Genomic DNA, 13093 nt, shown 5'->3' with positions numbered 1-13093 from the left:
GCCAGCCTCGGGCGTACGGAATCGGCGAAGCTGAGGGCATGCACATCGACACAGAGCGCTGTGTACGCGCCGTTCAGTCGAAGGACGCCCGCTTCGACGGCTGGTTCTTCACGGCCGTCGTGACCACGCGAATCTACTGCCGTCCCAGCTGCCCCGTCGTGCCGCCCAAGGCCGAGAACATGACGTTCTACCCGAGCGCCGCCGCCTGCCAGCAGGCCGGGTTCCGGGCCTGCAAGCGGTGCAGGCCGGACAGCGGCCCGGGCTCTCCCGAGTGGAACCAGCGGGCCGACCTCGTCGCCCGCGCGATGCGCCTGATCGGTGACGGCGTCGTCGACCGCGACGGCGTCCCCGGCCTCGCCGGCCTCCTCGGCTACAGCACCCGCCAGGTCGAACGCCAACTCCGCGCCGAACTCGGCGCGGGCCCACTGGCCCTGGCCCGGGCCCAACGCGCCCAGACGGCCCGCCTCCTCATCGAGACGACCACCCTGCCGATGTCGGACATCGCCTTCGCCGCGGGCTTCGCCTCGATCCGCACGTTCAACGACACGGTCCGCGAGGTCTTCGCCCTCTCCCCGGGCGAGCTGCGATCCCGCGCCCCGAAGCGCCCCGGCACCGGCGCGCCCGAGGACAGCTCACCCGGCCCCACCGGCGGCACCCTCACCCTGCGTCTCCCGTTCCGGGCGCCCTTCAACCCCGACAACCTCTTCGGGCACCTGATCGCCACCGCCGTGCCCGGAGTCGAGGAGTGGCGGGACGGGGCGTACCGCAGGACGCTCGACCTCCCCTACGGGCACGGCATCGTCGCGCTCGGTCCGCGGCCCGATCACATCGCCTGCCGGCTCACCCTCACCGATCTGCGCGATCTCACCATCGCCATCAGCCGGTGCCGCCGGATGCTCGACCTGGACGCCGATCCCACCGCCGTCGACGGACAGTTGAGGGACGACCCGCTGCTCGCGCCGCTCGTCGACAAGGCTCCGGGGCGGCGCGTGCCGCGGACCGTCGACGAGGCCGAGTTCGCCGTCAGGGCCGTCCTCGGCCAGCAGGTCTCCACCGCCGCCGCCCGCACCCACGCCGCCCGCCTCGTCACCGCGCACGGGCGGCCCGTCGAGGACCCCGAGGGCGGGCTCACGCACCTCTTCCCCACGCCGGAGGAGCTCGCCGCCATCGACCCCGAGACCCTCGCCCTGCCCCGCAGCCGCCGTACCACCCTCACGACGCTGGTCCGGCACCTCGCCGACGGCGCCCTCCGCCTCGGCCCGGAGAGCGACTGGGACGAGGCGCGCGCCCGCCTCACCGAGCTCCCCGGCTTCGGCCCCTGGACGGTCGAGGTCATCGCGATGCGCGCGCTCGGCGACCCGGACGCGTTCCTCCCCTCCGACCTCGGCATCCGGCGTGCCGCACAGGAGTTGGGGCTGCCGCACACCCCTGCCGCGCTCACCGCGCGCGCCGCCGCCTGGCGGCCGTGGAGGGCGTACGCGGTGCAGTACTTGTGGGCCACCGACGCCCACCCGATCAACACCATCCCCGCCTGACGGCCTCGCCCGCCGTGCCCGCCTCCGCCCCGCCCAAGGACGTACTCATGGAACGCCTGCACACCCTCATCGACAGCCCCTACGGCCCCCTCACCCTCGTCGCCACCGACGGCGTCCTCAGCGGCCTCTACATGACCGAGCAGCGGCACCGCCCGCCCGAGGAGACCTTCGGTGACCGCGACCCGGCACCCTTCGGCGCGGCGATCAGCCAGCTGGAGGCGTACTTCGAGGGGGAGTTGACGGAATTCGACGTGCCGCTGCGGCTCGAAGGCACCCCGTTCCAGCGCACCGTCTGGGACGAGCTGCGGCGCATCCCCTACGGCGAGACCCGCACGTACGGCGAACTCGCCGAAGCCCTCGGCAAACCGAACGCCTCCCGCGCGGTCGGTCTCGCCAACGGCAAGAACCCCATCGGCGTCATCGTGCCCTGCCACCGCGTCATCGGCGCCAACGGCAGCCTGACCGGGTACGGCGGCGGCCTCGACCGCAAGCAGCGGCTTTTGGCCTTCGAGGGAGGGGCGGGCCGGGCGGCCGAGGACGCCCTGTTCTGAGTCAGCCGGCCCGGTGGCCGTTCTCCAGTTCCGCGGGGCCATGGCCGTGCGCCAGCACGTCGAGCGCGGCGGCGACCCGGTGCCCCAGCTCCTCCGGCAGATACGCCGCGAGGTGCTGGGGAGCCACCAGCCGCCACGACAGAAGCTCCTCCTCCTGCAGCGTGATCGACTCCAGCCGCTCGGCACCGAGCACCCCGCCGTCGTACAGGTACGCCACCAGCGGCGGGCGCGGACGCGAGGGACCCGGCGGCACCCAGTCCACCGCGAGCAGCCTCCCGAGCTCCACGTCGAGCCCGATCTCCTCCAACGTCTCCCTGCGCGCACCCTGCCGCGGCGTCTCTCCGGTGTCCGATTCGACGGTCCCGCCCGGCAGCGCCCACCCCTCGCGGTAGTTGGGCTCGACGAGGAGGACCCGGCCCTCCGCGTCGCGGAAGAGCGCGGCGGCTCCGACGAGGACGCGGGGGAGTCCCGCGATGTACGTGTCGTAGTCCTGGATGGTCACGGGGGAAGGGTAACCGGGGCGGCGGTCAGGATTCGGAGGGCCGGGACTCCCTCACGACACGCAGCGTGGTGAGAGTGGCGAGGTCCTCGGGGCCCAGGACCCGCGCGCGTGCCTCGTGAACGGCCGACGCGACCTCGTGGGCCTCTGCCCGGCGCCGGGCGCCGTCGAGCGCGACCGCCAGTTCGTGACCGCTCGCGAGGGTGTCCGGGTGGTCGTCGCCGAGAGCGGACCGACGCCCCTCGTACGTGGCGCGTGCCTCGGGCACGGCTTCCTCGTGCCGGCCCAGAGCGCCCAGCGCGACGACCAGGTTGTGCCGGCACAGAAGGACATCGGGGTGCTGCTCGTTCCGTAGGTTCACCCACAGTCGCAGCACGGTGCGGCAGATCGTGTACGCCTCTTCGTAGCGCCCCAGCCGGTGGAGCACGTAGGCACGGAGCTGGTGCGCGGTCAGGGTGTCGGCGTGCCCCCTGCCGAGTACCGTGTCGCGGCCCGTCGCGCAGTCCGAGAAGGACTCCAGGGCCTCGTCGAGGCGGTCGAGGGCGAGTTCGACGCGGCCGATCTCGCAGCGGGTCGCCAGCGCCTGCGGATGGTCCCGGCCGAGGTGATCCAGCTCGCGGGCCCTGATCCGTTTCAGGTTGTCGAGGGTGTTGTGCTTGTTCCCCGGCCCCGCGAGGGACATGACCCGGCGGAACTCCTCCGCGCAGCCGGCCTCCTGGGGCAGTCGGCGCGGGAGCGGCAGGCGGAAGGGGGTGCCGTTGCGGGGCGCGCGCGAGTGGAAGAGGGCCGGACCGTCGGCCGCGGCGAGGTCGACGCGGAAGTCGAGGTCGACCGGCCCCCGCCCGGGCCCCTCGACGAGCAGGAGGTGGATGTCGAGGTCTTCGAGCCAGCCGAAGTCCCCTCCGAGACTTGGCGCTTCGAGGACCACGATCAGGCTGGTCAGGGCCGGGCGCGGAGCTCGTGCCGCCCGCGCGGCGGCGATGAGCTCGCGGCGGCGGGCGCGCTCGGCTTCGAGGGCGGACGCCTGTTCCTGTGCGGAGCCGGTCACGATGTGCGGCAGCGTGCCCGTGCTGGCCGAGCGCAGGAACCGGTCGGTCGAGTCGAGCAGATGGAAGTGGAGGGCGCCCGGCGAGTGCCGTGCGGCGAGCCCGCCGACGATCGCCTCCAGGAGCGTGGAGCGGTCGGCGGTCGTGCCCTGGACGACGCCGTGCGGGCCCATGGCACGGAAGTCCAGGAGGACCTCCGTGCCGTGGGGGTCCAGGCCGATGGGCACGGCGAGGGGCGCCTCGTCGTCCGGACCGCGCGGCGCGGGGCCCGGGGTGTGTGCGGTGATGTACGCGTCGAAGAAGGCGGCGACCTCGTCCGCGGCGGGCCGCTCGCCGAGCAGGGGCGAGGAACAGCGTCGCAGCAGCGGGGCGAAGGGGTCGGGGACGGCACCGCCCGCCGCGCTCAGCAAGGTGAGGCCCAGTCCGGAGATGTCGTGCGCGACGCCGTCGGCGTGCTCCTGCACGCACCAGCCGGTCACGCACACGTCGTCCGCGGTCCGCAGCACCCGGTTCGGAGTCAGGTCGCCGTGCAGGAACCCCCGCACATGGGCGTCCGCGAGCACCGTCGCGACGCCCCGGCCGAGCAGCGCGAACTCCAGGGGATCGGTGAACCGGCGGGCGTCCGGGCCGGTACTCGTGAGACAAGGGGTGGGCAGCCCGTCCGTCAGATGCAGTTCGCACGCCATCCAGGACGGTTCCGGGCCCGCGTCGACGTCGATGAGCCGGGGCGCCCGTACGCCACGCAGCATGCGCAGCGCCTCGGCCTGCCGGGGCAGGGAGGCCCGGCGCGCGGAACCGGACCGGATGAGCCTGAGCGCGGCGACCTCTCCCTCCCCGCGCCGCCCGAGGAACATCCCGCCGGTCGTCCGCGCGTCGACGTGCCGGGCGAACAGCCGCCAGGGGCCCGCCTGCCGGGGGTTCTGCGGCAGCAGGGACCGCCACGGCGAGCCCGGCGCGTCGACGTAGGCGGGAAGCGGGGGATCGTCGTCCGGCGCGGGTCCCGTCCCCGTCGTGCCGACCCCCAGCCTCCGCAGCAGCCGCGTGTCGACCCAGCCGAACGGCCGTCCGTCGTGCCCGGCCCGTTCCGGCCCGTTCGGGTGGGCGAGCCAGGCGGGGAAGTCGGCCGACCGACCGGCCAGTTCACCGAGACGCTCCGTCACCGCCCGGCTGGTGCGCAGCAGTTCGCGGACCGGGGCGGTGCCCAGGAGGATGTCGCGGATGCCGGTCGTGACGTCGTAGCTACGGTGCTGCGGCGCGAGAGCGGTGTCGTCGTCGCAGCGCCGCAGCAGACCGCTGAGGAAGACCTCGGCCAGGTGCCCGGTCGTCACGTCCGGGCCGAGTGCGTCCCGCACCAGGCGCATCACCGGCACGGAGACCGGTCCGACGGCGGCGAGGTGGGCGGCGAGCCGGTACGCCTCCGGGGAGGCCGTCTCCCTGAACCGCAGGACCCGCCGCTGCGTGTCCGGTTCGGGAGGCGGCTCCGGGGCCGCGGTGAAGGGCGGGCGCAGCAGCGGCAGCACGGCGCTCGTCCCGGGGGACGCGAGGAGGTCCGCCCAGGCACCGACCGCCCCCGGCTCCGGCGTGAGCACGGGGACCGCCACATCGTCGAACGCGGCGATACCGGGCGGCAGTACCGGATCCGCCACGTCCCAGGCGAGGTTGGGCGCGCCGCGCCGCCTGCTGGTGATCCGCCAGGGCTCGGCCCGGATGCCGGAGCCGTCCCAGAGGTGCGGGGGCAGCGCGTGCAGCACCGCGGTCGGGCCGCACCGCCCCCACTGGTCGAGGAGCGCACGCATGCGTCCGTCGTGCCAGGCGGCGCCGATGCCGTCGCTGAGCACGAGGATCAGTGTGTTGCCGCCGGGGTCGGTCACCGTGGCGGGCGGCAGGACGGCGGTGCCGGGTGTGAAGGGGCGCCGGCCGAGCAGCGGGGCGCCGGGACCGCGGGTGTCCAGGCCGTGCACCCGTACGTCACGGAAGGCGCCGCTGCGTTCCAGGAGAAGCCTTGTCTCCAGGGCGAGTTGCTGCCACAGGAGCATGGAGGCGCCGTCGTCGACGAGCAGCGTCAGATTCAGCCAGCGGGCCCGGGCGGGGCGCAGCACGGCGTCGGTGAGACCGGTGTGGGCCGTCGATTCGGCGGTGGCCGTCTCGTCGAGCTCCCACCGCCCGTGGTCGGCCACGGTCTGTTTCAACGGGCGCAGCGCCCGAGCGAGTTGCAGCTGCCGGGAGCCGGTGGCGCGGGTGCCGGGTGCGCGTACGGGCAGTCCGTTCACGGCGCCGTCGCCGGCACCGTGCCGCGGGCCGGGGGCCGCGCTGCCGAACAGCGGGGAGCGGGCCGGGGCCGCCGTGCGGCGGGCCACCGCACCGGCGGATCTGTCGGGCGCGGTACGTTCGTCCTGGTCCGTGAGTGGTCTGCCGGTGTCGGGGTGGTGCGCCGCGGGCGTGTCCTCCATCGGGTCGCGCGGACGCGGAGCCGTCCTGTCGGCCGCCCGCTCCCCGGGCCGCTCCTCGGCAGGCGGCAGCCACCCGGCTCCGTCGTCGGCCCCTTGGCCGGGCGCGACCGCCCCCGCCACCCGTGCCAGGCCGCTCGACGCGCCCGGGGGCAGCCGTGCCGCCAGCCACAGCGCGTCGAGGAGCTCCTCCCGCGCGAGGCCGACACCGCCCTCCGCGAACACCGCGAGCGCCCGGCGCAGCCGCTCGGCGGGGTCCTCGCCCCGCACGCCTACACCACCCCGCCCAGCCGGTGGAGCACCGCGTCGAGCAGGGCGCCGGGCGGCAGGTCGAGGCCGCCCTTGCGCAGGAAGACGGCGTTCAGGAGCTGGTCGGTGGCCAGCTCGCCGGGCGCGCGGCGGCCCAGGAAGGCGTGCAGGAGGTCGTCGACGCCGTCGAGGGCCGCGTCGCCGAGGTGCGCCGCGACGATGTCGCGCAGCCGCTGCTCATCGGGCTCGGCCAGGTCCAGGCGGACACAGCGGCGCAGGAACGCGGGCGGGAACTCGCGCTCTCCGTTGCTGGTGATGACCACCACAGGGAACTCGGAACAGCGCACCCTGCCGCGCGTCACCGGCGCCCGCACCTGCGGGTCCGCGGTCAGGACGTCGACCCGCGCCCGGTCGTCGGGCAGCCTGGCCAGTTCCGGGATCTCGAACTCGCCCTCCTCGAAGACGGTCAGGAGGTCGTTGGGCAGATCGACGTCCCCTTTGTCGAGCTCGTCGACGAGAAGGACGCGCGGCCGTCCGCTCGGGACCAGCGCGGTGCCGAGCGGGCCGAGCCGGACGTACGACCCGATGTCGGGGTCCTCACCGGCAACGTCGCCACCGGCGCTCTCGCGGCGCAGATTGGATTCGCGCAGCCGGCCGATCGCGTCGTAGCCGTAGAGGGCGTCGCGCAGCGTCGAGCGGCTGTTGACCGGCCACGTCAGCACGCGTCCCAGCGTCAGTTCGTGCGCCACGGCGTGGGCCAGGGAGGACTTGCCGGTGCCGGGGTGGCCGGTGACCAGGAGCGGGCGGCGCAGCAGCAGCGCGGCGTTGACCACCTCGGATTCGTCGGGCCCGATGAGATAGGGGCGGGGTCGTGGCGCGCCGTCCGCGGGGGTGAAGCGGCGCCACGGCGGGGGCTCGGGAAAGTCGACGTGCCGGGCGTCGCCGTCTCCCCGGAACAGCCGCCAGTCGCCCTGCCCGGACGTGGGGAATGCCTGGGATGCCGTCATGAACTGCGTGCTCCTTCGTCGGAAAGCGGGCGCGTCGCATCGGGGTCCGTCAGCCTCGGCTCGTGCTGCCCGCCCGTGCGGTCCTGCCACGCGAGGTCCTCCCACACCAGGGAGGGGCGCGCCGATGGTCCCGCTGAGTCCGGCAGCGCCGAACCCCTGAACATGAGCAGCCTGTGGGGGAGTTCCTGCAGCCGTCCGGTGGGGGCGATTGGGTCGAGGCGGTGGGCGTGGTCGTGGTCCTCCGCCTCGCGGTCCCACAGCACCACGGGGACGCCGAGGGCCAGGCAGAGGTCGAGCAGCTGGGCGCGGAGGGCGGGCGGGCCGTGCAGGACGACGTGGTTGACGTCCCGGTGGCTGGAGTTGAGCAGCGCGGCGACCTGCCGGCTGTCCGCACAGCTGGGGTCGATGACCAGCACTCTGCCGTGCCCGTCGCCCCACCGGCGGCGGTGCTCCACCTCCCGGCGGGGCACGCGGCGGCTCATCTCGGGGCAGCGCAGCGTGAGTTGGAAGGATGCCCCGAGGGGGAGGCTCGGCACGTACTCGATCGATCTGCCCGCGTCCCATTCGTCGACGGGCAGATGGAGCCCTTCGCGGTCGACCTCGATCTCCACGGCGGGCCGCCCGTCGCCGGACCGCTCGGCGCCCTCGCGGATCAGCGCGCCGACCTGCTCCGGCGACAGGGGCGCGTCCCCCGCGGCGGTCTCCAGGCGGCGCACCGAGCCGTCCGTGTGCTGCTGCCAGAGCCTGCACCGGTACCGCGCGGTGGCCTCCGCGCCGTCACCTTCCGGCTCGCTCCTGGTGAGCCGGGCGAGCAGCCGGGTGACCGGCGCCTGTCGCGCGCCCGCCCAGTGCGCGGCGTCGGCCCTGCGCTGGTCGCGCGCCGCGGGGTGCACACCGAGCCGGGTGCAGACCCGCTCGCTCCAGCGGCCGAGTCCTTCGCCGAGCGGGCCGTCCGCGGCCGCGGCGATGAACTCCACCAGGTGGACGAGTACGGGCACGCGGGGCGTCCCCGCCGGCACGCTGCCGCCGTCCTGGTACTCCTCGAGGTCCGCGATGACCTGCTCCAGTGCCTCGGGCGGCAGCCGTGCGGCGCACAGGGCCGCGGGGAGCGTGGTGTAGCGCAGCGCCTCCTGGGCCGCGCGGGCGGGCAGCGTCGGGTCGGAGAGGACGACGAGCTCCAGCTGGCGTACCAGCGAGGCGTGTTCACCACGGGAGAGCAGGCCCGCCGCGTCGACGGCCCGGCCGGTGCCGAGGAGCGCGGTGAGCCGGTCGGGGCGTGCGCCGTAGGGCCCGGCGGTGAGCAGGGACTCGCTGAGCGTGGGCAGGGCACGGCGCCGGGTCAGCAGGACGTCGGTCAGTTCCTCGACGGTGGGCGCCGAACCGTCCCCCGGCCCGGCGAGGCCCAGCTCGTCGGCGAGCCGCCGCGCGTGCTCGGCGCGCGCCGTCGGTTCGGGCAGCAACGACCGCAGCAGGTCGCTCAGTTCGACGGCCACCGGATCGTTCTGCGGCGCGGGCCGCACGGTGCGGCAGTCCGCCACGACCTCGTCCGCCCCGGCCGCGTACAGCTGTTCCCGCACCGCCTGCCAGGACAGGGCCCAGGTGCGCCGCAGCGTCTGGCCGGGGTGGGCGGGGGCGGTCGGCTGCCCGAGCTGTCCGACGACGATCCCGGTCGCGCTGTCCCCCGCGTCGGTCCACAGCGGTCCACCGCTGAACCCGGGGCCGATCGCGGCACCCGACAGCGGCCCGTCCAGGTAGCCGACGTGGCCGTCGAGCAGCTTGAGGGACGTGTCCGCGAAGGTGATCGGGTCCCCGCAGCCGTGCCAGGCCCGCAGCGACTGGCCTTCCGCCATCTCCGTCCAGACGACGGGGGCGGAGCTCGCGGGCGCCGGCTCGGCCAGGAGCAGCACGCACAGGTCGCCCTGCCAGGCCGCGGAGGAGTGCCGGGGCGGCACCCACACCTCTATCTGCGCCTTGATCCGTACCGTACGCCGGGCGAACCCGACCTGGAGCACCTCGTGCGCGGGGCGCGTTCCGCTCAACGGAGGCCGGCCGAGTGCCTCGTTGACCACGTGCGCGCAGGTCAGCACCCGCCCGGGGGAGAGGAGCGCGGCCGCTCCCACGGCCGTGTCGCCGTGCGGCCCGAGCACCGCGACGACCTGCGGGACCCGGGTCCCCCTGAACCACCCCACGGCTACGACCCGGTGGTGCCGCCGGGCGTCCCGTCGGCTCCCGCACCGGACCCTTCCGTACGCCGCCACGTCGCCGACACGGTCATGGTGGCCGACCCCTTCACCCCCGCGATGCCGAGTTTGAGGTCCTTGCCGACCTCGATGCCGAAGTCGACCGTGAACTCCGCGGGCGGGTGCTCGGCCCGGGACACCGACGCGTGCACCTCGTCGAGGAGCGGGCCCAGCGGCCGCAGCGTGGCCCGCAGCGCGTCGGCGGCGAGGGCCGTGACCCGCCCGCCGGCGGAGACGGCCCCCGGCACGCCGAACTCCGGCGGCAGGTCGCCGGATTCGGGGGCCTGCCCCACGTCGGCGAGCTCGACGCGCAGCGCGGCCCCGGCCAGGTCGAGTTCCAGGTACTCAGGCATGGGATCATTGTGCGGCCAACGCGGCCGCACATGACGCCGGTTCACGCATCCCGCACCCTCATCGCCGGTTCAGTCCCCGTCCTGGCTGCGGGACCTGGCGATCCGGCGGAGACGGTGGTGGCGGTCCGGTGTCTGTTCGGTCATCGCCTCGCCGACCATCGTGCGCACCGCGTCCCGCAGCCCGTGCAGCGCCTGGCCGCGTGCCGGGCCGGCGCCCGGGTCCTTGCGCAGCTCCTTCAGGAGCGCCCAGCACAGCGCCAGCATCACCACGACGAACGGCAGCGCCACCAGGATCGTCGCGCTCTGCAGCGAGTCCAGGCCGCCCGCGACCAGGAGCACCGCGGCCACCGCCGCCATGAGGACACCCCAGGTGACGACCAGCCAGGTCGGCGGGTGCAGGGAGCCGCGGCTGCTGAGCGAGCCCATCACCAGCGACGCGGAATCCGCGCTCGTGACGAAGTACGTCATCACCAGGATCATCGCGACCCACGACGTGACCGTGCCGAGCGGCAGCGCGTCCAGCATCGCGAAGAGCGAGGCCTCCGCCCCCTCCTCGATCTTCCCCGCCATGTCGACCTTGCCGGTCGCGTCGAGCCGGATGCCGGTGCCGCCCATCACGCAGAACCAGACGACGGTGGCGCCGCTCGGCACGAGGAGGACGCCGATCAGGAACTCGCGGATGGTCCTGCCGTGGGAGATGCGGGCGATGAACGTGCCGACGAAGGGGGCCCAGGACAGCCACCACGCCCAGTAGAAGACCGTCCAGGCGCCGAGCCAGTCGCTGTCGGTGAAGGCGCCGGTGCGCGAGGCCATCGGGAGGAGCTGGTGGAGGTAGCCGCCGACGCTCGCGGGGATCGCGTCCAGGATGTAGACGGTCGGTCCGAGGACGAAGACGAACAGCATCAGGCAGGCGGCCAGCATGATGTTGAGGGTGCTGAGCCACTTCACGCCCTTGTGCACCCCGGAGAAGGCCGAGAGCACGAAGGCGGCGCCGAGCGAGACGATGATGACGAGCTGGAGGGTGGTCGAATTCTCCACGCCCGTCGTGAGGTTGAGTCCCGTGGCGACCTGGAGCGCGCCGACGCCGAGGCTGGTCGCCGTGCCGAAGACGGTGGCGAAGACCGCGAGCAGGTCGATGATCCGGCCGGGCCTGCCCGCCGCCCGCCGGGCGCCGAGGATCGGTACGAAGACGGAGCTGAGCCGGTTGCCGCGGCCCTTGCGGAAGCCCGCGTAGGCGAGGGCGAGGCCCACGATGCCGTAGATCGCCCAGGGTGTCAGCGTCCAGTGGAAGAAGGAGTACTCAAGGGCGGTGCGGGCCGCGGCGCCGGAGCGGGGCGCGGCGGCCGAGGACGGCAGGGGCTCCAGGTAGTGGGTCAGCGGCTCGCCGACGCCGTAGAACATCAGACCGATGCCCATGCCCGCACTGAACATCATCGCGATCCACGCGAGGTTCGTGAACTCGGGCCGCGCGTCGTCCGTGCCGAGACGGATCCGGCCGAAGCGGCTCAGCGCGAGCACCACGCACAGGACGAGGAAGACGTCCGCGGCGATCACGAAGAGCCAGGCGAAGTTGTCGAGGACCCAGCCGAGGGCGCTGTCGGATGCTCGGTCGAAGGACCGTTTGCCGAGCGCGGCCCAGGCGACCACCCCGAGCACCGCGGCGACGCCGACGCCGACGACCAGGTAGTCGGGGGTGCCGTCCGGAGGTGATCCCTCCGCAGGGTCGCGGTCGCCCGGGGGAGGGCCCGGCGGACCGTCACCGGGACGGGGCTGATCGATCATTTCCGTACTCATGGCGCACCACTATGGGGCGATATCCGGGGATTTTCCGCCGGGACGCGCCGTCTCACGTCCCGGCGGCCATGGGCAGCGGCCCCCGTCTGCGGTTATGGTCGCAGCGGCGCGACTGCCTTGACGCGAGCAAGGCCCGAAAGCAAGGGGAAACCAAGGTGGCGGACGCTGCAGGGACGGCGGGACACGAGCAGCAGGCTCACGACGAGCGTGTGCAGCGCGTGCTCATCGCCGCGGACAAGTTCAAGGGCTCGCTCACGGCCGTGCAGGTCGCGGAGCGGGTGACGGCCGGGCTGCACCGGGTCGCCCCCGGCGTCACGGTCGAGGCGCTGCCCGTCGCCGACGGCGGTGACGGCACGGTCGCCGCGGCCGTCGCGGGTGGCTTCGAGCGCCGCGAGGTGCGTGTCACGGGCCCGCTCGGCAACGAGGTGACGGCGGCGTACGCGCTGAAGGACGGCACAGCCGTCGTGGAGATGGCCGAGGCCTCGGGTCTCCAGCTGCTCCCCGAGGGCGTCTTCGCGCCGCTCACGTCCACGACGTACGGCTCCGGAGAGCTGATCCGCGCGGCGCTCGAAGCGGGCGCCCGCACCATCGTCTTCGGCGTCGGCGGCAGCGCCACGACCGACGGCGGCGCCGGCATGCTGGCGGCGCTCGGCGCGCGCTTCCTGGACGCCGACGGCGAGCCCGTCGCGCCCGGCGGCGGCCCGCTGAAGGACCTGGCGACCGCCGACCTGTCGGGCCTCGACCCGCGCCTGAAGGACGTCGAGATCGTGCTCGCCAGCGACGTCGACAACCCGCTGACCGGGCCGAAGGGCGCCCCCGCGGTCTACGGCCCGCAGAAGGGCGCCGACCCGGCGGACGTCGCCGCGCTGGACGCCGCCCTCGCCCACTACGCCACGGTCCTGGAGAAGGCGATCGGCCCCAAGGCCGCGGAGTACGCGCAGTCGCCGGGCGCCGGAGCAGCGGGCGGCATCGGGTACGGCGCGCTGGTCGGTCTCGGCGCGGGCTTCCGGCCCGGCATCGAGGTCATGCTCGACGTGCTCGGCTTCGCGCCCGCCCTGGAGCGGGCGACGCTCGTCATCACCGGTGAGGGCTCGCTCGACGAGCAGACCCTGCACGGCAAGGCACCGGCGGGCGTGGCCGCGGCCGCGCGGGCCGCCGGGATCGAGGTCGTCGCGGTCTGCGGCCGTCTCGCGCTCGCCCCGGAGGTCCTCGGCAAGGCGGGCATCCGCCGCGCATACGCCCTGACCGACGTCGAGCCGGACGTGGCGCGGTGCATCGCCGAGGCGGGCCCGATCCTGGAGACGGTGGCGGAGGGGATCGCCCGCGACTTCCTGGTCTGAGGGCCCCGGGCCCTGCGAGCCCCGGCCCTGAA

9 protein-coding genes are annotated in these 13093 nt (G+C 74.5%); 3 read left to right on the top strand and 6 right to left on the bottom strand.

All coding sequences use genetic code 11. The features are described 5' to 3' along the window. Nucleotides 1-38: 38 nt before the first annotated feature. Both DEJ48_RS06540 and DEJ48_RS06535 read left to right on the top strand, forming a co-directional pair. Nucleotides 39-1535: an AlkA N-terminal domain-containing protein gene (locus DEJ48_RS06540; protein WP_150215261.1), complete on the top strand. Its 1497-nt coding sequence runs from the start codon at nucleotides 39-41 to the stop codon at nucleotides 1533-1535. Between the two features lie 47 nt (nucleotides 1536-1582). Further along, complete coding sequence (locus tag DEJ48_RS06535) at nucleotides 1583-2086, top strand: methylated-DNA--[protein]-cysteine S-methyltransferase (RefSeq protein ID WP_150215260.1); 504 nt, start codon at nucleotides 1583-1585, stop codon at nucleotides 2084-2086. A gap of 1 nt (nucleotide 2087) precedes the next feature. Here the strand turns inward: DEJ48_RS06535 and DEJ48_RS06530 are convergent, their stop codons facing one another. The 6 genes from DEJ48_RS06530 to DEJ48_RS06505 all read right to left on the bottom strand — a co-directional run bounded on the left by DEJ48_RS06530 (nucleotide 2088) and on the right by DEJ48_RS06505 (nucleotide 11721). Continuing rightward, complete coding sequence (locus tag DEJ48_RS06530) at nucleotides 2088-2588, bottom strand: NUDIX domain-containing protein (protein WP_150215259.1); 501 nt, start codon at nucleotides 2586-2588, stop codon at nucleotides 2088-2090. 25 nt (nucleotides 2589-2613) lie between these two features. Further along, a complete protein-coding gene (locus DEJ48_RS06525; RefSeq protein ID WP_150215258.1) occupies nucleotides 2614-6348 on the bottom strand; it encodes an SAV_2336 N-terminal domain-related protein in 3735 nt (1244 codons plus the stop codon). Between the two features lie 2 nt (nucleotides 6349-6350). Beyond that, the gene (locus DEJ48_RS06520; protein WP_150215257.1) at nucleotides 6351-7334 is read right to left on the bottom strand and encodes an AAA family ATPase; all 984 of its coding nucleotides are present in this window, start codon (nucleotides 7332-7334) and stop codon (nucleotides 6351-6353) included. Then, entirely contained in the window at nucleotides 7331-9523 is a 2193-nt protein-coding gene (locus DEJ48_RS06515; protein ID WP_190537237.1) for a trypsin-like peptidase domain-containing protein, read from the bottom strand. Before DEJ48_RS06515 ends, DEJ48_RS06520 begins: the two co-directional genes overlap by 4 nt. Nucleotides 9524-9525: 2 nt before the next feature. Next, a complete protein-coding gene (locus tag DEJ48_RS06510; protein WP_150215255.1) occupies nucleotides 9526-9927 on the bottom strand; it encodes a CU044_2847 family protein in 402 nt (133 codons plus the stop codon). 69 nt (nucleotides 9928-9996) lie between these two features. Next, complete coding sequence (locus tag DEJ48_RS06505; protein ID WP_150215254.1) at nucleotides 9997-11721, bottom strand: BCCT family transporter; 1725 nt, start codon at nucleotides 11719-11721, stop codon at nucleotides 9997-9999. Nucleotides 11722-11876: 155 nt separating this feature from the next. Between DEJ48_RS06505 and DEJ48_RS06500 the strand changes: the two genes are divergently transcribed. Beyond that, nucleotides 11877-13061, top strand: a complete 1185-nt coding sequence (locus DEJ48_RS06500; protein ID WP_411757428.1) for a glycerate kinase — start codon at nucleotides 11877-11879, stop codon at nucleotides 13059-13061. Nucleotides 13062-13093 lie beyond the last annotated feature (32 nt).

The sequence above is a fragment of the Streptomyces venezuelae genome (assembly GCF_008642315.1).
GTDB lineage: Bacteria > Actinomycetota > Actinomycetes > Streptomycetales > Streptomycetaceae > Streptomyces > Streptomyces venezuelae_D.
The sequence above is the reverse complement of the archived record's forward strand: the minus strand, read 5'-3'. Positions and strand labels throughout refer to the sequence as shown.